This window comes from Cellvibrio sp. ARAG 10.3, assembly GCF_051846955.1.
In the GTDB taxonomy this organism is placed as follows: domain Bacteria; phylum Pseudomonadota; class Gammaproteobacteria; order Pseudomonadales; family Cellvibrionaceae; genus Cellvibrio.
The window spans coordinates 227855-250649 of sequence record NZ_JBPYCU010000002.1 but is presented as its reverse complement, the minus strand read 5'-3'; the positions used below and the strand labels follow the sequence as shown (position 1 = coordinate 250649).

The window sequence follows — 22795 nt, the reverse complement described above, 5'->3', positions numbered from 1 at the left end:
AACAATAGCTTTTTGGATTGAGAGGGGTTCCCCATGGCTGAGGCGGAATATCATAAACTCCACGCCTTGATAGTAGACGACTTCGATAGCTTTCGTGTCACCGTGAGTAATATGTTGCAGGATATTGGTATCCAGTACATTGACAGCGCCGTCAATGGGGCTGATGCCCTCCGTCATTGCAAGAACAAATCCTACGATCTGATCCTCTGTGACCATAACCTGGGCAAAGGCAAGACCGGTCAGCAGGTTCTGGAAGACTTGCGCGAGAACGGCAATCTTAATCGCTATGCCCTGTTTGTTCTGATCTCCGCCGAGTCGAGCAAAAGTATCATCATGGCCGCCTATGATTATGAGCCGGATGCCTATCTCACCAAACCCATTACCACCAAAGCATTACAGCAGCGCCTGAGCCGGCTTTTTGCGCAGCGAACCCGGATGTTACCGATTATGCAAGCGATGGGTGCGGAACGTTGGGACGTGGCCGAGGCCCTGTGCCTGCGTGAAATTAATAGCGGTGGTCGTTATGCCAACCAATGCCAGAAACTGCTGGGGCAGCTCTACATCCAGACCGGTGCTTATGAAAAAGCGGAGGCTGTTTATCGAGACGTGCTGGATGTGCGCCAACTGGATTGGGCGCAGGTGGGCATGGCGCGGGTAAAAAAAATGCAAGGCGACCTGGTGAGTGCCCAGCAATGGTTAGAGGAGGTAATGAATACCAATCCGCTGTGCATGAAAGCCTACGATTTACAAGCCGAAATTTATCGAGAACAACACTTACATAAGCGTTTACAGGATGTGCTACAGCAGACGGTAGAAATATCCCCCTTGTCGATCTTGCGGCAGCAGCAGTTGGGTGATGTCGCCATGCTGAATAACGATGCCGAGACGGCAGCCAATGCTTACCGACGAACCGTGCGGCTGGGCGAGAATTCTTTCTACGACCGGCTGGAAAACCATACCGGTTTTGCGCGTGCCACGCTGGCTTTATTCCGTGAGGATAAAATTTTGGCCAAGCCCTTGTTACGTGATGCCATAAAAACCATGGCAGAGCTTGAACAGCGTTTCACCAAATCCCCTGAAGAAAAAATTGAAGCGCTACTGATTGAGGCGCAACTGTTTGCGAGTAATGGTGAAACAAGGAAAGCAGAAGAATTATTGCAGGCGGCGAGAAACCAGAGCGCCGATCTGGACATATTGCCGATTGCTGCCGACATAGAATTGGTTCGGGCTTTTGTCGCGGTAGGCCAAAAAAACATGGCAGACGAACTGACCCGCACCTTACTGGAGCGCTATAAAGATTCCGAGCGGGATCTGGAAAAGCTTGACGCATTATTGGAAGAGCCTGCCAGTGAAAAAAACCGTTCATTGGTGGCCGCTATCAACAAGAAAGGCATTGCTTGCTACGAAGCCCGCGACTATGAAGCGGCTATTCAATGTTTTGAAGATGCACTGCAAACTTTTCCCAATCACATCGGTATTCGTCTGAATCTGGTACAAGCCCTGGTCGATAAGTTAAAGATAGAGACTGACGCAGCCTCCATGGATCTGGCCATTGATACCCTGGCTCAGGTAGAAGGCAAAATTGTGCCGGCCCACGATCAATATCGCCGTTTCCGTCAGTTGCAGGAGATGCTGCGTAACCTGGATAACAGCCGCCGGCGGTGATCCGCCAGCCTGCTTTTTTGTGAGTTCACTATATGATTGATGATAACGATATGACCTCCGCCAAGGACTCGCCACTGGATTTTGCTTTTGTGTTGGCATCCAGTGTTCATGACATGAAAAATTCCTTGGGTATGCTGTTAAATACCCTCGCAACCATGATGGAAAAATCGCCACCGCAAGATGACGAGCAAACCAAAACCTATGCCATATTGGAATATGAAGCTGCCCGCATCAACAGCGAGCTGATTCAATTGCTGTCCCTTTACCGCATGCAACACGAACATTTATTGGTGCAAATAGACGAACACCATGTCATTGATGTACTCGAAGAACAGCTGGCACGCAACGACATGTTGTTGCGGACGCGCGGTATTCAGTTGGAAGTAGATTGCGATGAAGATCTGAGCTGGTATTTTGACGGTGAACTGGTTGGTGGTGTGATAAATAATATCCTGGTGAATTGCGCGCGCTATTGTCGCAATACTTTGCAGGTGTCTGCCAAAATTATCGACAACGAACTTTGCATAGCTGTCGCCGATGACGGGCAGGGTTACCCGCCGAGTATGTTAGCTGCACCGCATGAGATAAATGCCGGCGTATCATTTTCTTCCGGTAGCACCAACCTTGGGTTATTGTTTGCGCATCGCGTTGCCGGTTTGCATCGTTCCCGGGAACAACACGGTCATATTCAGCTAGCGAATCAGGGGCCTTTGGGTGGCGGTGTATTTCAACTTTGGTTGCCCTAGGAAGCATGAATGCTGATCACAGTTGAAATGCGGCGCATGCTATAGCATTATCCGCGGTGCCCTTTGAGATTACACGGCGCGCCCTCTGAATAAGGAACCTTATATGCTAAAAATCCGCTTCAAAAACAATAAATATAATGCGGTATGGTTAGTAGAACCAAAGGTGACAATTGGTCGGCTTATAACCAATGACCTGGTTGTGGATGATGCAGAGGTTGCTGACAGCCACATTGAAGTGCTCGTCGAACACGAACAGCTTACCCTGAAAAACCTGGTACCGGAAAAACCGGTCAAGGTGAACGACGAAGATGTTACCAGTATTTGTACGTTAAAGCCGGATGATGTGATAACCCTGGGGGCAGTGGAGCTTCAGGTGATCGATCCCAAGCGGGAACCCAAGGAAGCCGTCGTCGAAGCCGGCAACGTTACCCAGTTGCGCACACCTGCACCCAAGACCACCGGCTGGGCATTAAAAGCTAATCACACCGCGCTGGCCAATCGTGTTTTTCCAATCAAGGAAATGACTATTGTCGGACGGGCGACCGAGTGCGACATCAGTCTCGCAGCTGCGCATTTGTCGCGCCGGCATGCGCAGCTTCAAGTGCTCGATGGCTTGCTGTATGTCAAGGATCTGGGGTCTGCCAATGGCACCTTTGTGAATGGTAAACAGGTCACGGAAGCGAGGGTAAAACGTGGTGACGAACTCCGTTTCGATACTCTCAGTTTTGGCGTGATCGGCCCTACTACTGACGACCTGGCTAAGACCACAGTGCGCGCCCCAACCTCAAAAATACCAGATGCGACACCGGTGCCGAAAAGCCGGCCCATTGCCAAACCACGCAGCACGGCGAGTGTTGTCGGTGATGTTAAAGCCGGCCAGCGCTCGGTCCATGCTCGCCCATCCCATCCCCGCGAGGAGGACACCCCCAGACATGGTCGAATGGGTCTGGCCTTGTTGGTGGTTATCGCGGTAGTCGTGGTTGCAGCCCTTTATTTTACCCGCCGTTAAAAAAGCGGCTAAAGTTGATTAAACTTTGGCCGATAACCCCGGTAATCGACGTTGATTTCAGTGTTATGGGGGTTCAATGCATATTCCATCGCTTTCCCAATCGCCGGCTCGCCTGAGCAGCCATGTTCCAGCAGCGGACGACAACCGTACAGCCAATAACCGGCTTGCCGCCGGTGTTTCCCTGGATCCCACCGTTTCTTCTGCTCCCTCCAGGCAAGATGCACTGGCGCTGTTTGAGCGCACGCTGACAATGGGCTATGAAAAACTGCAGGCCAAGCAGGGTGCAGCAAGTCAGTTTGCAGCCTTTGAGCCGCTGACCGCCGAAAAAGTGGCCGGCAATATCCTGGGTTTTATCGAGCGTCGCTTGCAGATGGATGTCGCTGAAGGTGCTACTCGCGAGCAATTGGAATCGCGTCTGGAGGCTGGGCTGGCAGGTTTCAAGAAAGGCTTCGCGGAAGCCAGCGAAAAGCTCAAGGCACTCAGTATGCTATCGCCGCAAGTGGAGCAGGATATCGGTATGACCTACGACCTGGTGTTGAGTGGCATCGACGCGTTGCGGGAAAAATTCCTGGGTGCCGTGACTGAAACGGAAAACATCCCTAAGGCCACGCCACTAGCCTCGCGCCAGCAGGCGTATGGCGCGCTGGCCAATTCCAGCTATCAATATGCCAGCGCGAGCAGTTTCAGCTTTCAGTTGACCACGGCTGACGGCGATAAAGTCACTATCTCTGCCAGCAGCTCACAAGCCTTCAGCAGCCAATACACCAAAGGTGTGAGCGGGGGCTCATCGGTTGAAGCCATGAATGCTTCCTACAGCGCAACGCGTGCATCCAGTTGGTCGGTCCAGGGCGATTTGAACGAACAGGAAATGCAGGCGATTGAAGATTTATTGGGCCAAGTTAACCAATTAGCTGGCGATTTTTTTGCCGGTAATCTCGACGAGGCATTCAACCAGGCGTTGGCATTGGGTTACGACCAGGAGCAAATTACAGCATTCTCTTTGAATTTAACCCAGGTTGATGTGCAGCGTGTCAGTACCGCTTATCAGCAATTTAATGATGCGCCCTTGGGTGAGAATCCGGGAGAACGCCTATTGCCCGTCGGACACTTTATCCGTGATCTACTGGATGCCCTGGAGACAGCCGGCCATTTTGCTGAACCGGAAAATGTATTGTTGGCGTTAAGTGGAAACATTGTGGCGCCGGATAACAGCCAAACACCATCACCTGCTGAAAGATTTCGCGGCTTTGTTGAACAGGTTTTACAAAGTCTGAATCAGGCTTAAGGTCTACGCCAATCACTGATCACGAGATAGAACCTGTTACAATTCGCTTTTTTGTAACAGGTTTTTTTATGTCGTCTATTCTTCTCTACACCACAGCGGGATGCCACTTGTGCGAAGCAGCTAAAACAGTGTTATGGCCGTTACTGACGGAATTCGGTTTGCGTCTGGAAGAGGTGGATATTGCAGATTCGGATGAACTGATTGAGCGCTATGGTATTCGTATTCCGGTTATTGCTTTTGAGCAGTCTGTTACGGAATTGGCCTGGCCTTTTTCTGCCGAGCAAGCGCGGGTTTTTATTAACGACTACCGGCAACCTAACGCGGATTAAAGCCCATGGTTTCCATGGTTGTGGTAACCCAACTTAAAGCATCCAGATAAATATGTGAAAGGGTATCCGGCGAGATACTGCGTGATCCCAGGTATTCCCAGTCAATTTTATCCCACTCTGCTCGCTCATAATGCTCGACGATATCGAGCACTTTCCCTTCATCACCCAAATGTTTTAATAACGCTTCATTCAGTTGTTCGCTCAGTGAGATATTTCCGAGCAAGACTTCAAGTGGCGCATCCATAAAGGCATCCAGAGTAGACAATAGCCCCACAGTGAAAAACGTATCCTGACGTTTTTTGCCGCTCATGGTCGCTGCAATAATTTCGCACATACGCGCGCGCGTCAACGCGGCGATACTCAGCTCAACCGGCTTATCGCCGAGATTGGCCATCGCCAATAAATTTACCCAATTCTTGATGATGTTAAGCCCGAGCAAGGTAATGGCCTGGCGCAATGATTCAATGGTACGTGGCAGGGCGAAGGCCGCCGAGTTAACCAAACGCAAGAGTTTATAGCTGAGCATGGGATCGCGTGCTACCAGTTGCTCTACGCGTTCCAGCGGCACATCCGGGTCGTGAAGCACCGAAAGCAGTTGTAATACCGCCTGTTTATTCTCGGTAATCCTGCGCCCTTTGATCACCTTGGGGCGCGCAAGGAAATAGCCTTGAAATAAATCAAACCCTGCATCCTTACAGTATTCAAGCATCTCGTAGGTTTCTACTTTTTCCGCTAACAATGTAAGGCCGAAAGGCTTGAGGTAATCGATATGTTCACGGATTTGTTGGGGCGAGAGTTGCAAGACATCCAGCTTGATGATGTCGGCATAAGGAATGAGATCGCGGGTTTCGTCCGTCAGCTCAAAATCGTCCAGCGCAATGGTGTAACCCTGCTCGCGCAAGCTGCGCAGGCTGTGCAACATTTGTGCATCTATTTGCTGGCCTTCGAGCACTTCCACCACCAATTGCCGCCGGTCAAAGGGCGGTGGTGTCATCAGCAGGGTGCGAGTAAAATTAATAAAAGCTTGATGATGGCCAACAACACTGTGGATCGATAATTCGGTAAAGGTATGCAGCAGAACTTGCGAGCTGGCCATGTCGCCACCGTCTGCAGTGTATTCGTTCAAATCGCAACTGCGGCATAGCAGCTCATATGCAACCACCTGCATCTTGCGATTGAAAATCGGCTGGCGCGCCAGCAAGGGCAATAACTCGGACATAAACTGCTGTGAAATCCTTACCGTTGATCAACCATGCGAGTCTGGTGGCATCAATGATGTTGAGCAAACTGCTCATCATTGTATGACTTATATGGCTAAATGGAAACTCAAGGCAGGAGATGAATAAAGGCCCGCTTTTTTGGCGATACCGGGCCTTCAACAAATACACAGACTATAAGGAATTACCAGCTTCCAGCGGCGTGATAAACGGTTGCTTCTCGCCAGTACGATAGCCGTAGATGACCGAAAACGACAAGACATTCTGGACATAACCGCGGGTTTCATGGAATGGAATGGTTTCAATCCAGACGTCATAGGGCAATTTTGCATCGTCCTTGCTCAACCATTGTTTGACCCGAGTCGGACCCGCGTTGTATGCCGCTGCCGCAAGGATGCGGTTGCCGTTAAACTGGTTCAATAATTGGTTCAGGTAACGACTACCCAAAGCAATGTTTTTTTCCGGCTTTAATAAATCGTGCTGGCTGGAATAGGGGATGCCGGTGCTCTTGGCTGTATGTAACGCTGTTGCGGGCATCAACTGCATCAAGCCTAAGGCACCTGCTGAAGAGCGTGCATCGGGACTGAATGCACTTTCCTGCCGTGCAATGGCAAAAAGGAACAGCGGGTTAACCGAGGTGGCTTTTGCAGCAGTCGCAACATGCTCCTGATAAGCGAGTGGGAAACGGACTTGCAGGTCGTCCCAGTATTCTGCGTCGATCATCGCCTGAATGCCCTGGCGGTGCCAACCCCAGCGGTCTGCCAGCCGACCGGCAGCGACAATCTCTTCAGTTTTCATACGGCGCGTGGTGTGAAACCATTCCCGGCTTGCGCCATAGATGTCACCCAGAATATAGAGCTCCCGCGCCCGCTGAATACCTGGTGCCTGCTCAACCTGATGTTGCAACTCAGGGGAGATCAGCATGGGCTTATCAACCAGTCGATATTCGTAACCTAATTTATCCGCAGATAAAAAGCCGTAAAAACTGCGGGTCGCGGCGACGCGGTTATAAAGCGATTGCACGCTTTGGCCATCGACTTCCTTGATATCAAGCTCTTCCATAATGCGGGCGCGCCAATATAACCAGCGCTCGGTTTGTTGTGCATCGACCGGTAATCTGGTCAACCAGGTGTAGGCTTTTTCCCAATCCTGCTTGCGCAGGGAATCGCGAATCAACGCTTCGGTGAGGTCGGTGCTGGTAATCTGGGAGATAGATGACAGCAGGGTTTCCGCCGCCTCCGGATTGGCCTGGCGCAGCAGGCGGGTTGCAATATGGTATTGAGTTTCCAGGCGTTGGCTGTCTTCAAACAATTGTTGCGCGTCGTAACCTTGCCAGAGAACCAATGCCTTCGGGGCGTCTGTTAACGCCAGGCGCTGTAAGCCGTAAAGTATGATTTCCTGCATTTCCGGTGACTGGGTGCTAAAGCGTGTGGTTTGCGTTAACAGGCTAGGATTGCGACGCACCTCCTGAAAAAGCGTTGCGAGCTTTTGCTGCGGCTCCGCCATTTGACGGGATAGATAACTGGCAAGACTGTTATTGCCGGCTTGCAAGGCTTTGCTGTGCCTTTCCCATAGCAGCTCAGGGGTCAGTTTTCCGGCCGCTATCCAGCGGGTAAACACCGGGTCACAGGCTTTGGATTGTGATTCGGCGATATTCCATAACGGTGCAACATCGTCATAGGCCGTTTCATCACCTGTTTCCAGGCGAGCACGAAGGCTGTTGCAGGCAAGCTCGGGATCATTTAATTCCGCATTATAAAAGATGTTGTAGTCCTGCCATTTCTGGCGGGTTGCCAGTGTTCTCAACCAACGATGGGAGAGACGATCACTCAGGTAGGAACCGGGATAGGCGGACAAGAATGCGGCCACGTCCGCTTTGGGCAAACTATTCAGACGATCACCAATATCCTGATATTCGAGGTAGGGCAATAGCGGATAATCTTTCAATGCGGCCACTAGTGTATTGTAGGTTTTTACCTGGCGGCGATTCAGGGCTGTTTTAGCAGCGGCGTAATCCTTCCGTTGCTTGGCTCGATCCACATGAACCAAAGTCTCAACTACCGCTTCGCTTGCTTTAACCGTTTCGCCTGTATCGGGTGAAGGTGGTACGACAGGATCTTTTTCAATCCCAAAGGCGTGGGGGAAGCTAATAAAGCTACAAAACACTCCGGCGGCGAGCGGGCGGAGTGCCGACAAAAACCATGCGCGCATTGAAAACCTCGGGTACGTCTTAACGCGATTTAAAACAGAATTCCGGCTTTATCGAAAAGCCCTGTTGATAGCGAATACATTGAGAATAACAGTGGATTATCGGATTCGCCAGTGGCCAGCGTAAACTTCATCTTCTATAGAGAAAAAATTTCTAACGTATTGATATAAAGTGGGAAAACGTGTCGTCTGTTCGCCTGCTCTTATTCATTATCTTATGCAATTAAATCATGCCATTTGCCTGCTGAGTTCGACTTTTTGACGTAACTCCAGTTCAATCTTTATGATCAAAACCTGTGCTCGTTGATACCTGAATAGGAGCAATTTAGCCTGCGTTATAAGGCGCAAAAGCGTTATCATGCTGGCCCTCGCCAGCCGAGGCGGTATTCGATTCTTACGACTGTGGGTGAATGACTTTCTTATGTCCTTGATTAAATTGGAAAAAGCCTATTTGAGTTACGGCTTGCAAGTGCTACTGGATCAGATCGACCTCACCATTGAACGCGGGCAGCGGCTGTGCTTGATCGGGCGAAACGGTGCAGGCAAATCCAGCTTGTTGAAAGTCATTGCCGGCGACGTTGATCTGGACAAGGGCGATGTGATCCGGCAGAGCGGCGTGCGTATTGCGCGTCTGGAGCAGGACCTGCCGGAGGCAGATGATCGCAAAGTATTGGATGTGGTGGCTGCGCAATTTCAGGGTATGGGTGATTTATTGGCAGAGTATCGCCAGTTAGCTCACGCTGCCGATTTTTCTGATGCGCGGATGGCGCGTATGGCTGAGCTGCAGCAACACATAGAAGCGCGCGATGGTTGGAGTTTGCAACAACAGGTTGAGACGGTGTTGTCGCGCCTGGAGCTGCCAGCGGAACGTTATATGCGCGAATTGTCGGGCGGCTGGCGCCGTCGTGTTGCGCTGGCCAAGGCGCTGGTGGGTGACCCGGATGTATTACTGCTCGACGAACCGACCAACCATCTGGATATTGCTGCAATCGACTGGCTCGAAAAACAGTTGCTCAATTTTAAAGGCGCGCTGGTTTTTATCACGCATGACCGCTCCTTGCTGCAAACGCTGGCTACTCATATAGCCGAACTGGACCGCGGTCACTTGCGTTACTGGGCCGGTGACTACGCGAGCTATCTGGTTTATCGCGAACAGGCGCTTGCGGAAGAGGCGCGTCATAACGCGCTGTTTGATAAAAAACTTGCGCAAGAGGAAGTCTGGATTCGCCAGGGGATCAAGGCGCGCCGCACGCGCAATGAAGGGCGGGTGAGGGCACTCAAAGAGTTGCGTAATGTTCGCTCGCAACGGCGTGAAGTTATCGGAAAAGCCAATTTCTCACTGGCCAGCGGTGAAGCCTCAGGAAAACTGGTTGTGGAATTAACCGGTGTTCATTACGCCTGGGGCGATAAAGTCATTGTGCAGGATTTTTCCAGCACGATTATACGTGGTGACCGCATTGGCCTGGTTGGCGCCAACGGTGTGGGTAAAAGTACGCTGTTAAAACTGATTCTGGGTGAATTGCAACCGCAGCGCGGTCAGGTTCGTTTGGGAACGAATCTTAGCATTGCTTATTTTGATCAATTGCGTGACCAATTGGATCTGGATAAAAACGCTGTCGACAACATTGCCGAAGGGCGCGAATTTATCGAACTGGATGACGGTAAAGGCAAAAGAAACGTTCATATTATTTCTTACCTGAGTGATTTTCTCTTTACCGGTGAGCGCGCACGCACGCCGCTGCGCGCATTGTCGGGCGGTGAGCGAAATCGAGTATTGCTGGCAAAGCTATTCAGTAAGTCAGCCAATCTCCTGGTCCTCGACGAACCTACCAATGACCTGGATGTGGAAACACTGGAACTTTTGGAAGACATCCTCAATGACTACGATGGAACCGTGCTTTTGGTGAGTCACGATCGTGCATTCCTGAATAACATCGTGACCAGCGTCATCGCCTTTGAAGGGCGCGGTAATGTGTTGGAATATGTCGGTGGTTACGATGACTGGATTCGTCAGGGTGGGAAGTGGACTGAACCGGATTTACCTGCAAGTGAAGCGGCCTCATTGCCATCAACGGAGCAGTCGCCACAGCAGCCCAAAGCAGAACCAAAACCCGCGTCCCGCGGCAAAAAACTCAGCTATAAACTGCAGCGGGAGTTTGATGAGCTGCCTGGAAAAATAGAACAACTGGAGCAACAACAAGCAGAACTTCAGGCGGAAGTTTCAGCACCGGAATTTTTTACTCGGGACAAAAGCCATGTAGACGCAAAGATGCAAGCCCTGGCCCACATCGAAGCGGAGCTGGAGCAATGTTTCGAACGCTGGGCGGAGCTTGAGGACCTGCAGCAAGCAAACTAACACTGGCTACGATGATTTTTTGTCTTCGGGAGGATTGACCCGGACCGCCAGGACGTCACACATGGCGCCGTGCAATACACTGTTACACGTAGAACCGAGCAAAAGTGCAAAGCCCTTACGCCCATGGCTGCCAACAATAATCAGATCGGCATCCTGTTGATTGGCCAGGTAATGGAGTTCAGTGGCTGGTTGGCCCACGAGCACATGTTCCTGTTGGATAGGGAAATTGGCCTGGCTGGCCAGACGTTGCAGCTCCTGTTCCGCTTTGAGCTGCAGTTGTTCCTGGACTTCCGATAAATCCACCGGCATATCCCCGCCATAAGCAAATGTGATCGGCTCAATGACGTGTGCCACACTCAATTGCGCCTCACAGGCTTTGGCCAATGCGACTGCTTTGGATAACACCTGTGGTGATTCTTCAGATAAATCCAACCCGACAATGATATGGCGATAGAGCGGAGTCATAATGGCTGTCCCGTGTGAAACCTTTGATTAATTATTGTCTAGTTGCAATAGCCCAACGTGTGAGATTTCCTAATACTAGTCTCATTTATCAAACGTGACCAGACCGGTAAACCCTCCACTATGTAACAGGATGAACAGGAAAAAATCGAATGAATCTCTGGATAATTCTTATCGTGATTGGTGTTGTGGCGATGGTACTGGGGCCGATTATGATGTTACAACCTAACGCAACCCAGCGCAGCCAGGAACACTTGCGCCGCAAAGCGATGGAGATGGGAATGCGGATACGTGTCGTCTCCTTGCCGCAACAAAAGACCGATACCGAAGCACCCTCGGCAATGCCCGTCTACTCGCTACCTGATGAGACGCCCTCGAAGACGCAAGCGCGCCCGGAGTGGTTATTGGTTCGCACACCCTATGCCCACGAAGCTCACTATATGGGCTCCTGGCAATGGTACGGTAATGGCCGTGCTGCGCCTGCTGAATTGGGTAAACTGGAAAAAATACTGCCCCAGTTGCCCGCTTCTGTTCACGCGGTGGAAGCGGGGGTTCAGGGGTACGGTTTTTACTGGTCTGAAGCAGGCGGAATTGCCCGGCTCGAGACCTTGTTTCAGTTGCTCCAGCAATTGCAATTGGTGCGGTCCAACTGAGCAAGTTCCTCAGGAGGCGTTTAAAGCAGTGCCGCGTCTTCGGGCACCAGGTCTTCGCTCAATGCTTTGCGGGTACCTGCTATGGTTTCCCCCAATTCCCTGATCATACGCATGCGTTTAGGATCGGAGTGGGTGGATTCAATAAGTAAATACTGGGCTTTTTTATAGTAGGCCTGGGCTGAAAAGATGTCGCCCCGGCCACTGGCTTTGTACCCCTGACCGATAAAGGAAACAGCGCTCACCATCAAGTGTGCCCAGCTGAGTTCATTGAGATAAACATCCAGCTCCTCATCGCTTACTCGACCCAGACTATGCCGATGGCGCAGCACTTGGGCGGCTTTATTGAGATGTGATTGCGCCTGGGCAATCTGAACGTCGCTGTCTTTGAGGTAACTGGTACGCGGCCGAGATTTAAGGGCAACCAATTCATTCCCGCGTGTTTCCGCATACTTGATGCTGGCTTCGATGTGAGTGGTGTTGCGTCGCTCCAGCTGCAGTATCTTTTGCAAAAGGTCGAGGATCTCATCGTTCACATGTTTGGCTATTTGTCGGTCCGGTAGTGTCTGCATCAGACAATCAACAACTTCTTCCAGAAGCTCCACCTGCAGTCGCATTTGCCGCTGTTGCATGCGGCGTGTGCGCTCACGTTTTTGCATTTGATTGATGGTACTGACCAACCCCAGTGCGGCGAGAGTGACAAATATGAGTATAAAAAGAAGAGTCATCAGCAATCTTCGGTAATATTCAGTAAAAAATTACCCCGGTCTTGCACGCGTGATGGCAAGCTTGGGGATAAATCAAATAAACTTCAAAAAAATAAAATAAAATCAAAGGGTTAGTGCGGTCCTTCGGTGCTGGCGAAAGACGGGCTCAGATGCTCGTCAATGCTCAGGAACGACCATTTTAACCGGCCTTGTCGCAGGGCAGCCCCTTGACCCTGATAGATTCAAGACTTATATATGCGCACCTTGTCGGCATTTTAGCCCGTCTTACGATATCTGCCTCAAGGGACTGTTGAAATATACGCCGCCATTGGCGCAGCCGCCAGACCACTTATTGGGAATTTATAGAAGAACGCTATGGGCAAATCCTTAGTAATTGTCGAATCACCAGCCAAAGCTAAAACAATCAATAAATATCTTGGTGGGGATTTTATCGTCAAATCCAGTATCGGCCACATCCGTGACCTGCCAACCAGTGGCGCATCCAAGCCCGTGGACGCCAAAGAGCGGGCTAAGCAAGCTGCTGCAACACGCAAGATGTCCGCTGAAGAAAAGGCGGCTTATCAGGAGCAAAAGGGCAAACAACAACTTATTAATCGTATGGGAATTGACCCGGAGAATAACTGGGCCGCCCATTATGAAATTTTGCCGGGAAAAGAGAAGGTTGTAGAGGAGCTGAAAAAATTGGCGGAAAAAGCCGATCAGGTTTACCTCGCAACGGACTTGGACCGGGAGGGGGAAGCCATTGCGTGGCACCTGCGTGAGGCAATTGGCGGTGACAATGACCGCTACCGCCGCGTCGTATTTAATGAGATCACTAAATCAGCCATCCAGAATGCCTTTAAAAGTCCTGGCCCGATAGACCAGAACCGTGTGGATGCGCAACAAGCGCGCCGCTTCCTTGATCGGGTTGTAGGCTATATGGTTTCACCACTGTTGTGGGAAAAGGTGGCGCGGGGCCTATCAGCCGGGCGTGTCCAGTCAGTGGCCGTTCGCCTGGTGGTAGAACGCGAGCGTGAAATTCGCGCGTTTATACCGGAAGAATATTGGACCGTCTTTGCCGACCTTAAAGCTGACAAGGCGCAAGCAGCGTTCGAAGTTAAAAAATACAAAGACGATGCCTTTAAACCGCTGAATGAAGCTGACGCCATGGCGGCCGTGCGGGTGCTGCAAGATGCCAGCTACACCGTGGCCAGCCGTGAAGATAAACCGACCCAATCAAAACCCTCTGCTCCTTTTATTACCTCGACCCTGCAACAGGCGGCCAGCACTCGCCTCGGGTTCGGGGTAAAGAAGACCATGATGATGGCCCAGCGATTGTACGAGGCGGGTTACATCACTTATATGCGTACCGATTCTACGAATTTGAGCCAGGAGGCAGTGGAATCCTGTCGCGCTTATATCCTCGATCAATACGGAAAGCGTTATTTACCTGAAAATCCACCCGTATATTCCAGCAAAGAGGGTGCCCAGGAGGCTCACGAAGCCATTCGTCCTTCCAGTGTTTCTGTGCTTCCGAACCACCTCAGCGGTATGGAGCGGGACGCTGAGCGTTTGTATTCTCTTATCTGGCAGCAATTTGTCGCCTGTCAGATGAGCCCGGCGGAATATACCAGTACGACGGTAGTGGTTAACGCGGCAGACTACGAGTTGCGCACCCGCGGTCGGGTGATTCGCTTTGATGGCTTCACCAAAGTCCTGCCCCAACTGGCCAAAAAGGATGAAGACGTTGTTCTACCGGATATGAAGGTAGGCCAGGTCTTGCCGCTTATTAAACTTAATCCGGCGCAGCACTTTACCAAGCCGCCAGCTCGTTATAGCGAAGCAAGTCTGGTGAAGGAGCTGGAAAAACGTGGCATCGGGCGCCCATCTACCTATGCTTCGATTATCTCTACCATCCAGGAGCGCGGCTATGTCCGTCTGGAAAATCGTCGCTTCTACGCCGAGAAGATGGGCGATATTGTCACGGAACGCCTGGTTGAAAGCTTCGATGATCTGATGGATTACAGCTTTACCGCCAATATGGAAGAATCACTTGATGTGGTAGCGCAAGGCGGCAAAGACTGGCGGAAGTTGCTAGATGAATTTTATGCGGGCTTCACGAACAAGTTGCGCCAGGCTCACAGTAAAACCAAAGGTATGCGTGCCAACGACCCCACCGACACGGATGTGAAATGCGATCTGTGTGGCCGGCATATGCAAATTCGCACCGGTAGTACAGGGGTTTTCCTGGGCTGTTCCGGTTATAACCTGCCGCCCAAAGAGCGCTGCAAGAACACCATGAACCTGGTATCTGGCCACGAGGTCATTGATGCCGATGCTGATGAAGAAGCGGAATCCAAACAACTGCGAGCCAAGCATCGTTGTAAGCTCTGTAATTCTGCCATGGATAGTTACCTGCTTGATGAGCGCCGCAAGATCCATATTTGTGGCAATAACCCTGACTGTCCAGGTTATGAAATCGAACAGGGCACTTTCAAGTTAAAAGGCTACGAAGGCCCCACACTTGAGTGTGATAAATGCGGCAGTGAAATGCAGCTTAAAACGGGCCGGTTCGGGAAGTATTTCGGCTGCACCAACAGCGAATGTAAAAATACGCGCAAGCTGCTGAAAAATGGGGAGGCGGCGCCGCCAAAAGTCGACCCGATTGCCATGCCTGAATTAAAGTGCGAAAAAGTGGACGATCACTATGTACTGCGTGACGGTGCATCGGGGTTGTTCCTGGCAGCCAGCCAATTTCCCAAAAATCGGGAAACCCGGGCGCCACTGGTTGTGGAACTGCTGCCTTATAAAGACCAGATTGATCCCAAGTATCGCTTCTTATTATCTGCGCCGGTTAAAGATCCCGAAGGTAATAAAACGGTCATTCGCTTCAGCCGTAAAACCAAAGAGCAATATGTGCAGACAGAGGTTGATGGCAAGGCGACCGGTTGGAAGGCTTTCTATCAAAACGGAAAATGGGTGCCGTCAAAATAATTCTTGTTGATTACTAATTGTTCGATTGTGTGGCGCACTGGGTGCGCCACAGTTATATAAGGGGATGCATTATGGCCAACGCCAGTCTTTCACGTGTTAACCAGAAGTTAGCCTATGCGCGTGCGCTCCTTAAAATAGCCTCTGTGTCAGATCATCCCACCTCAGCGGCAGAGCGGCTGCAGTTGCAGGCACTGATGGACGCGGTTGTATTTCATTTGGTATGTGGCTTCCATCATTACCTGCGTGAACTGGCGGAGAATTATCGGGTGGCTGATGTTGCAGAAATCAACGATTGTTCCAGTCTGGTCGCCGCATTAGCAGCGATTGACAAGGCGCCGGCGGAGGCGACGGAGCTGACGTTGCTGGTGGACGATCCGAATTCCTGGCTGGGTCAACTGCAGCGCTATTACAAAAGCGTATGGTCGGCGTCGAAAGATGATTCAGAACACCGGGATAATGACGCGGAGTCGGATAACCTCATCGCTGTGAAGATTCTCGAGGGTGCTGATCAGGATCTGGACGTGGATCCGGAGATACTTCGACAGTGGGAAAATTCATTCTCATCGCTTATCGCCCGGCAACGCGAAACAAGCAGCGAATATTAAGCGCGATAAACTTGAGTCGCGAAACCACAGCCTTTTGTTGAACGTCATCAACGACTGTGGCACAATCAGCACCCTTCGCGCCCATGAGCCGGTTTGATCTCTTATTTTAATTATAGAAATCAAAGGGTTAGCGCTTTTTATATCGCCAATTACCATTTCAAGTTTTGGCATATGCGGTCGTGGTGGAATTGGTAGACACACCAGGTTTAGGTTCTGGCGCCGCAAGGTGTGAGAGTTCGAGTCTCTCCGACCGCACCATTTTGAGCAGGTTATGAGCGAGTTGCTTTCCGCAGCACCACTCCCATTTGAATAATCTTTGTTATATCACGAGGATAATATGCAGGTTTCACTTGAAACGACTTCTGGTCTGGAGCGCCGTCTGACGATTGGCGTGCCTGCTGAGCAAGTAGAAAGCGAAGTAGAAAAGCGCCTGAAAGAGGCTGCCCGCAATGTGCGTATTAACGGTTTCCGCAAGGGTAAAGTGCCATTATCTGAAGTTAAGCGCCGTTATGGTGCCGGCGTGCGCCAGGAAGTTGTCGGTGAAGTGATCAGCCGCTCCTTTTACGAAGCTGTACAAAAAGAGAACGTGAAGCCTGCAGGTCAGCCAAGCATCCAGCCGAAGCAAATGGCAATTGGCAAGGACCTGGAATATGTTGCTACCTTTGAGGTGTATCCTACGGTTACCTTAAGTGATTTGAGCACCTATGAATTGACTCGTATTTCAGCCGAGGTGACGGAAGCGGACATCGACAATATGATCGAGGTTCTGCGTAAACATCAGGCTACCTGGACCGAAGTAGATCGCGCTGCAGCTGATGGCGACAAGGTCAATATTGATTTTGTTGGCACCAAAGACGGCGTGGAGTTTGCTGGTGGCAAAGCCGAAGGCCAGGATCTGGTGCTGGGCTCCAAATCCATGATTCCCGGATTTGAAGACGGTATTGTCGGTATGAAGGCCGGCGAAGAAAAAGTTATTAAGGTGACCTTCCCGGAAGACTATCAATCCGAAGAATTGAAAGGCGCGAATGCTGAATTTGCTATCAAGGTTCACACGGTATCTGAAAGTGTCTTGCCTGAACTGAACAAGGCATTTTTCCAGAAGTTCGGTGTTGAAAAGGGTGGCGAGAAGCAGTTCCGTAAAGAAGTTAAGGCCAACATGGATCGCGAGCTGAGCAATGCCATTAAAGCCAAGGTTAAAGGGCAGGTGATGGATGCATTGATGGCTTCCCATTCCACCGAGGTTCCCAAGGCTCTGGTGGCTAATGAGATCAATGTGTTAAGGGAGCAGATGCTGCAACGTTTTGGCGGCCAAAAGCAGAACTTTGACGTCAAATCCCTGTTGCCCGATACCATGTTCCAGGAAGAAGCCGAGCGCCGCGTAACTCTTGGTTTGATTGTGGGTGAAATTGTCAAGTCGGCCAAGCTGAAGCCGGATGCCAAGCGTGTGAAATCTATGATTGATGACATTGCTTCGACTTATCAGGAGCCTCAGGAAGTTATCGAATACTACAACAGCAACCGTGAGCTGATGGCGGGTGTTGAATCTGCTGTCCTGGAAGATCAGGTGGTTGATTACATTCTCTCCCAGGCGAAAGTTGCTGAGCAGCAGTCCAGCTACGACGAAGTAATCAAGTCCACCAACCCTCAGCGATAAATGTTCAAAAAAGCCGCAAAACGCTGATTTTGCGGCTTTCTTCCTCCCAAATTCTCTCCCCAAATGCGCTTGATACTGGCATATAATCGCATCACAGGTTAAGCTCCCTATTGTCATATCAGGTCTGCAACTGGTTGATCTGAGTTGTTTCTTTCCCTGGCACAAGGAAAAAAGAAGGCACATGTCGTACGATTATTCCAAATCAGCCCCATCCATTATCAACAGTGGCCTGGTGCCCATCGTTGTAGAACAAACGGCGCGCGGTGAGCGCTCATACGATATTTATTCCCGTTTATTGAAAGAGCGGGTGATCTTTTTGGTGGGGCCAGTCGAAGACTATATGGCTAATCTGGTTGTGGCTCAGTTGCTGTTTCTGGAAGCTGAAAATCCCGACAAAGATATTCATTTATATATTAATTCTCCCGGTGGTTCAGTGACGGCCGGAATGTCAATTTATGACACCATGCAATTTATCAAGCCGGATGTAAGCACGATGTGCATTGGCCAAGCTTGTAGCATGGGTGCTTTTTTGTTGACCGCCGGCGCGAAGGGTAAGCGTTATTGTTTGCCTAACTCGAGGGTCATGATTCATCAGCCCAGCGGTGGTGCCCAAGGTCAGGCCTCTGATATCCATATTCACGCCCAGGAAATTTTAAAGATTCGCGGGCGTCTAAACGAGCTGATGGCATTCCATACGGGGCAACCAGTGGAAAAAATCGAAAGAGATACTGAGCGCGACAATTTTATGTCAGCAACGCAATCCCAGGAATACGGTTTGGTTGATGCAGTAATTGAAAAGCGCATAATCACCAAATAAATCCATGCAGTGAGTTATAAAAAGAACTGCGGAGCTTGAAATCCAAGGTAACGCACGCATAGTTATCTTGAAATACATGACGGAGTGGTTTCAATGACCGATCACACCAGTGACGCTGGCGACAAAAACGGGAAACTCTTATATTGCTCGTTTTGTGGCAAAAGTCAGCATGAGGTTCGCAAATTAATTGCAGGGCCCTCGGTATTCATTTGTGATGAATGTGTTGATTTATGTAACGACATTATTCGCGAAGAGATACAAGAGAGCAGTATTGAAGGCAGCTCAGACAAATTGCCGAAACCTCACGAAATTTCCGCCATTCTGGATCAATATGTCATTGGTCAACAGAAGGCCAAGAAAGTATTGGCCGTGGCTGTGTACAACCATTACAAGCGCCTCAGGGTTGGTGAGAAAGGTAAGGATAAAGAACCTGTAGAATTGGGCAAAAGTAATATCCTGTTAGTCGGCCCGACCGGTAGCGGTAAAACCTTGCTGGCTGAAACCCTGGCGCGTTTACTCGATGTGCCTTTTACCATTGCCGATGCAACCACCTTGACCGAGGCGGGATATGTTGGTGAAGACGTAGAAAATATCATTCAGAAATTGTTGCAAAAATGTGACTACGATGTAGAGAAAGCGCAGCAAGGCATCGTTTATATTGACGAAATCGACAAGATTTCCCGCAAATCAGACAACCCTTCCATTACACGAGATGTTTCGGGTGAAGGTGTACAGCAGGCGTTGTTAAAGCTGATAGAGGGGACTATTGCATCCGTGCCACCGCAAGGCGGTCGCAAGCACCCACAGCAGGAATTTTTGCAGGTCGACACCTCAAATATATTGTTCATTTGCGGTGGTGCTTTTGCCGGTCTTGATAAGGTTATTCGTGAGCGTTCCGAGAAAGGCGGGATTGGTTTCAGCGCTGAAGTGAAAAGCAAGGATGACAAGCGTAACTTCGGTGAAACCTTGCATGACCTTGAACCGGAAGACCTGGTACGGTATGGCCTTATTCCCGAGTTTGTGGGGCGTCTACCGGTTATCGCAACGCTCGACGAGTTGGATAAAGAGGCGCTGGTCCGAATCCTGACGGAGCCGCGCAATGCATTGACCAAGCAGTATGCACGGCTATTTGATATGGAAGGCGTGGCAATTGACTTTCGTCCAGACGCATTGGATGCGGTTGCGCAGCGGGCTATGGAACGAAAAACCGGTGCTCGCGGGCTTCGCTCTATCATGGAGTCTGTCTTGCTGGATACGATGTATCGGATTCCCTCGGAAGAGCATGTGGTAAAAGTGGTTGTAGATGAGTCTGTTATAAAAGGTGAATCTGAACCGATTCTGGTATATGAAAACCTCGAAAAGCCAGCCAAGGTCGCCAAAGAGGACTGATTTTCCAGGGGAAATTCAAAAATTAGCAACTGTTATCAAAAGAGCGCCAAGCCGGCGCTCTTTTCGTTTTTTTAGCTAGTCAAACTTGTATTTCTTTCAAATAGCCCCCAATCTTAAGGCATGACTGCGCTCTCTGCGCAGTATCTTTCCTAGTATGAGGGATTCCTGATGAGTCAATCAGATATTTCCGTTTCCAATGCCAATGAATTGCCCTTGTTACCCCTGCGGGACGTGGTGGTTTATCCGCACATGGTTACCCCATTGTTTGTCGGTCGTGGCAAATCCATAGAGGCCCTTGAGCGTGCTATGGTGAGTGACAAGCAAGTATTGTTGGTCGCCCAAAGAAACCCTTCGGTAGATGATCCTACGGCGGAAGATGTTTACTCTATCGGTACCATTGCCTCTATTTTGCAGCTACTCAAATTACCTGATGGCACCGTCAAGGTATTGGTTGAAGGTGTAGAGCGGGCCAACATTGAAGCTATTGATGATCTCGATACTTTTTTCCGAGCCCGTATATTGCCGATGGCCGAAGAGGAATTATCCGGCAAAGAAGCAGATGTGCTGATTCGTTCTACTATCGACCAATTTGAAAAATATGTAAATCTCAGTAAGAAGGTGCCAGCTGAAGTTATTACATCACTGTCAGGTATTGATGATCCAGGTCGTTTGGCAGATACCGTTGCTGCGCATATGGCACTCGAGCTTCCGCAGAAACAAACCATTCTCGAGATGGCGAGCGTGCGCGAACGTATTGAGCATCTATTAAATTTAATGGATGCTGAAGTTGATGTGATCGAGGTTGAAAAGAAAATCCGCGGTCGTGTCAAAAAGCAAATGGAAAAAAGCCAGCGTGAATATTATTTGAATGAGCAAATGAAAGCCATTCAAAAAGAGCTTGGTGACCTCGGCGAAGACGTCAATGAAATTGATGAGCTTGAGAAAAAAATCCACGCAGTGGGTATGCCGAAAGAGGTTGAAGAAAAAGCGCGGGCGGAACTGGGTAAATTGAAGATGATGTCACCCATGTCTGCGGAGGCATCGGTCCTGCGTGCCTACATTGACTGGATGTTGAAAGTACCATGGAAAAAGCGCAGGAAGGTTCGCCATGACCTTGCACGTGCGGAAGAGGTGTTGGAAAAAGATCACTTCGGTTTAGAGGAAGTGAAAGAGCGCATCCTCGAATACCTTGCTGTTCAACAACGGGTAAAGAAAATCAAAGGGCCTATCTTGTGTTTAGTTGGCCCACCGGGTGTTGGTAAAACATCATTGGGTGAATCCATTGCGCGTGCAACGAATCGTGAATTTGTGCGGATGGCATTGGGTGGTGTTCGCGATGAGGCAGAAATCCGTGGCCATCGTCGTACTTATATCGGCTCCTTGCCTGGCAAGCTGATTCAAAAGATGGCCAAGGTTGGTGTCAAGAATCCACTGTTCTTGCTCGATGAAGTTGACAAGATGGGAATGGATAATCGGGGCGATCCAGCTTCAGCATTACTGGAGGTGCTCGATCCCGAACAAAACAGTCACTTCAACGATCACTATCTGGAAGTGGATTATGATTTATCCGATGTGATGTTTGTGTGTACCTCTAACTCGATGAATATCCCTGGTCCATTACTGGATCGGATGGAAGTCATCCGTATTCCTGGTTATACCGAGGACGAAAAACTCAATATCGCGCTTCGTTACCTGATTCCAAAGCAGTTGGAAGCGAATGGCCTGAAAGAAAGTGAGATCACAATCAAGCCAGATGCTATTCGGGATATCGTCCGCTATTACACCCGTGAAGCCGGGGTGCGTGGACTGGAACGAGAAATTGCGAAGTTATGCCGAAAAATTGTTACAAGCCACGTTAAGAAGAAAAGTATCAAGGCAGATGTCATCGAACCGGATTCATTAGAGAATCTTTTGGGGGTTCGTAAATTTGATTTTGGTCGCGCAGAGAATAAGGATCAGATTGGTCAGGTGACCGGTCTCGCCTGGACACAGGTTGGTGGTGAACTCTTGACCATCGAGTCGTCTGCGGTGGCTGGTAAGGGCAGAATGATCAAGACAGGCTCACTTGGCGATGTGATGCAGGAGTCTATTCAGGCGGCATTGACGGTAGTCAGATCCAGAGCCCAAAGCTTGGGAATTGCACCTGATTATCACGAAAAAGTGGATATTCATATCCATGTACCTGAAGGAGCAACACCAAAAGACGGTCCAAGTGCAGGTATTGCGATGTGCACAGCCTTGGTGTCTGTGCTTACTGGTATCCCGGTCCGCGCCGATGTTGCGATGACAGGGGAAATTACCCTGCGCGGGGAAGTGCTGCGTATTGGCGGATTAAAGGAAAAATTGTTGGCGGCCCATCGTGGCGGCATTAAAACAGTCATTATTCCTGCTGAGAATGAGCGCGACCTCAAAGAAATTCCGGACAATATCAAAGAGGATTTGACTATCAAACCGGTACAATGGATTGATGATGTTTTGCAAATTGCTTTGCAGCATATGCCCACGCCTTTGTCTGACGAGGAATATCAAGCGTTGCAAAAGCAAGCGCAAAAAGACGATAACGCTAACCGCATCAGCACACATTGATTGCGTGTTTCTTATGCGGTTACAACAGTTTCTACAAGTAACAATCAAGGAGTGATTAAATGGCTGTAACCCGCATGGATGCTGGCTGAATAACCCAATTGACCAAAATACAGGCA

Annotated in this window: 17 protein-coding genes and 1 tRNA gene; 14 read left to right on the top strand and 4 right to left on the bottom strand. The window is 50.0% G+C overall.

Translation table 11 applies throughout. The features are described from left to right. Positions 1–33: 33 nt before the first annotated feature. From ACSV5M_RS03680 to ACSV5M_RS03660, 5 genes are all read left to right on the top strand, one after another. Positions 34–1665 carry a response regulator gene (locus ACSV5M_RS03680; protein ID WP_439174239.1) on the top strand — a complete coding sequence of 544 codons (1632 nt, stop codon included), beginning with the start codon at positions 34–36 and terminating at the stop codon, positions 1663–1665. Between the two features lie 32 nt (positions 1666–1697). Beyond that, a complete protein-coding gene (locus tag ACSV5M_RS03675; protein ID WP_439174238.1) occupies positions 1698–2411 on the top strand; it encodes a sensor histidine kinase in 714 nt (237 codons plus the stop codon). Between the two features lie 103 nt (positions 2412–2514). Next, positions 2515–3420, top strand: a complete 906-nt coding sequence (locus ACSV5M_RS03670; RefSeq protein ID WP_439174237.1) for an FHA domain-containing protein — start codon at positions 2515–2517, stop codon at positions 3418–3420. A gap of 76 nt (positions 3421–3496) precedes the next feature. After that, positions 3497–4705, top strand: coding sequence for a DUF5610 domain-containing protein (locus ACSV5M_RS03665; RefSeq protein WP_439174236.1), 1209 nt, complete (start codon positions 3497–3499; stop codon positions 4703–4705). A 68-nt stretch (positions 4706–4773) separates the two neighbouring features. After that, on the top strand, positions 4774–5034 hold the full coding sequence (locus ACSV5M_RS03660; protein WP_439174235.1) for a glutaredoxin family protein: 261 nt from the start codon (positions 4774–4776) through the stop codon (positions 5032–5034). On the opposite strand, the gene ACSV5M_RS03655 is transcribed toward ACSV5M_RS03660, so the two are convergent. Both ACSV5M_RS03655 and ACSV5M_RS03650 read right to left on the bottom strand, forming a co-directional pair. After that, positions 5021–6253, bottom strand: coding sequence for an EAL and HDOD domain-containing protein (locus tag ACSV5M_RS03655; RefSeq protein WP_439174234.1), 1233 nt, complete (start codon positions 6251–6253; stop codon positions 5021–5023). The genes ACSV5M_RS03660 and ACSV5M_RS03655 overlap by 14 nt on opposite strands. 172 nt (positions 6254–6425) lie before the next feature. Next, positions 6426–8462: a transglycosylase SLT domain-containing protein gene (locus tag ACSV5M_RS03650; RefSeq protein ID WP_439174233.1), complete on the bottom strand. Its 2037-nt coding sequence runs from the start codon at positions 8460–8462 to the stop codon at positions 6426–6428. A gap of 418 nt (positions 8463–8880) precedes the next feature. Here ACSV5M_RS03650 and ACSV5M_RS03645 point away from each other — a divergent pair, with 418 nt between their 5' ends. Beyond that, on the top strand, positions 8881–10815 hold the full coding sequence (locus ACSV5M_RS03645; RefSeq protein WP_439174232.1) for an ATP-binding cassette domain-containing protein: 1935 nt from the start codon (positions 8881–8883) through the stop codon (positions 10813–10815). A 6-nt stretch (positions 10816–10821) separates the two neighbouring features. Here the strand turns inward: ACSV5M_RS03645 and ACSV5M_RS03640 are convergent, their stop codons facing one another. After that, complete coding sequence (locus ACSV5M_RS03640) at positions 10822–11280, bottom strand: universal stress protein (protein WP_439174231.1); 459 nt, start codon at positions 11278–11280, stop codon at positions 10822–10824. 149 nt (positions 11281–11429) lie between these two features. On the opposite strand from ACSV5M_RS03640, the gene ACSV5M_RS03635 reads away from it, so the two are divergent. Continuing rightward, the gene (locus ACSV5M_RS03635; protein WP_439174230.1) at positions 11430–11930 is read left to right on the top strand and encodes a hypothetical protein; all 501 of its coding nucleotides are present in this window, start codon (positions 11430–11432) and stop codon (positions 11928–11930) included. A 20-nt stretch (positions 11931–11950) separates the two neighbouring features. On the opposite strand, the gene ACSV5M_RS03630 is transcribed toward ACSV5M_RS03635, so the two are convergent. Then, complete coding sequence (locus ACSV5M_RS03630; protein WP_439174229.1) at positions 11951–12655, bottom strand: hypothetical protein; 705 nt, start codon at positions 12653–12655, stop codon at positions 11951–11953. A gap of 354 nt (positions 12656–13009) precedes the next feature. Between ACSV5M_RS03630 and topA the strand changes: the two genes are divergently transcribed. The 7 genes from topA to lon all read left to right on the top strand — a co-directional run bounded on the left by topA (position 13010) and on the right by lon (position 22679). Further along, positions 13010–15628, top strand: coding sequence for a type I DNA topoisomerase (gene topA, locus ACSV5M_RS03625; protein ID WP_439174228.1), 2619 nt, complete (start codon positions 13010–13012; stop codon positions 15626–15628). A gap of 71 nt (positions 15629–15699) precedes the next feature. After that, a complete protein-coding gene (locus tag ACSV5M_RS03620) occupies positions 15700–16233 on the top strand; it encodes a DUF6586 family protein (protein WP_439174227.1) in 534 nt (177 codons plus the stop codon). Between the two features lie 173 nt (positions 16234–16406). After that, positions 16407–16491: transfer RNA gene (locus tag ACSV5M_RS03615), tRNA-Leu, on the top strand. A 79-nt stretch (positions 16492–16570) separates the two neighbouring features. Further along, positions 16571–17887 carry a trigger factor gene (gene tig, locus ACSV5M_RS03610; RefSeq protein WP_439174226.1) on the top strand — a complete coding sequence of 439 codons (1317 nt, stop codon included), beginning with the start codon at positions 16571–16573 and terminating at the stop codon, positions 17885–17887. Positions 17888–18068: 181 nt separating this feature from the next. Beyond that, positions 18069–18704, top strand: coding sequence for an ATP-dependent Clp endopeptidase proteolytic subunit ClpP (gene clpP, locus ACSV5M_RS03605; RefSeq protein ID WP_439174225.1), 636 nt, complete (start codon positions 18069–18071; stop codon positions 18702–18704). 93 nt (positions 18705–18797) lie between these two features. Beyond that, a complete protein-coding gene (clpX, locus tag ACSV5M_RS03600; protein ID WP_439174224.1) occupies positions 18798–20093 on the top strand; it encodes an ATP-dependent Clp protease ATP-binding subunit ClpX in 1296 nt (431 codons plus the stop codon). Positions 20094–20261: 168 nt separating this feature from the next. Further along, positions 20262–22679: an endopeptidase La gene (lon, locus tag ACSV5M_RS03595; protein WP_439174223.1), complete on the top strand. Its 2418-nt coding sequence runs from the start codon at positions 20262–20264 to the stop codon at positions 22677–22679. Positions 22680–22795: the final 116 nt, after the last annotated feature.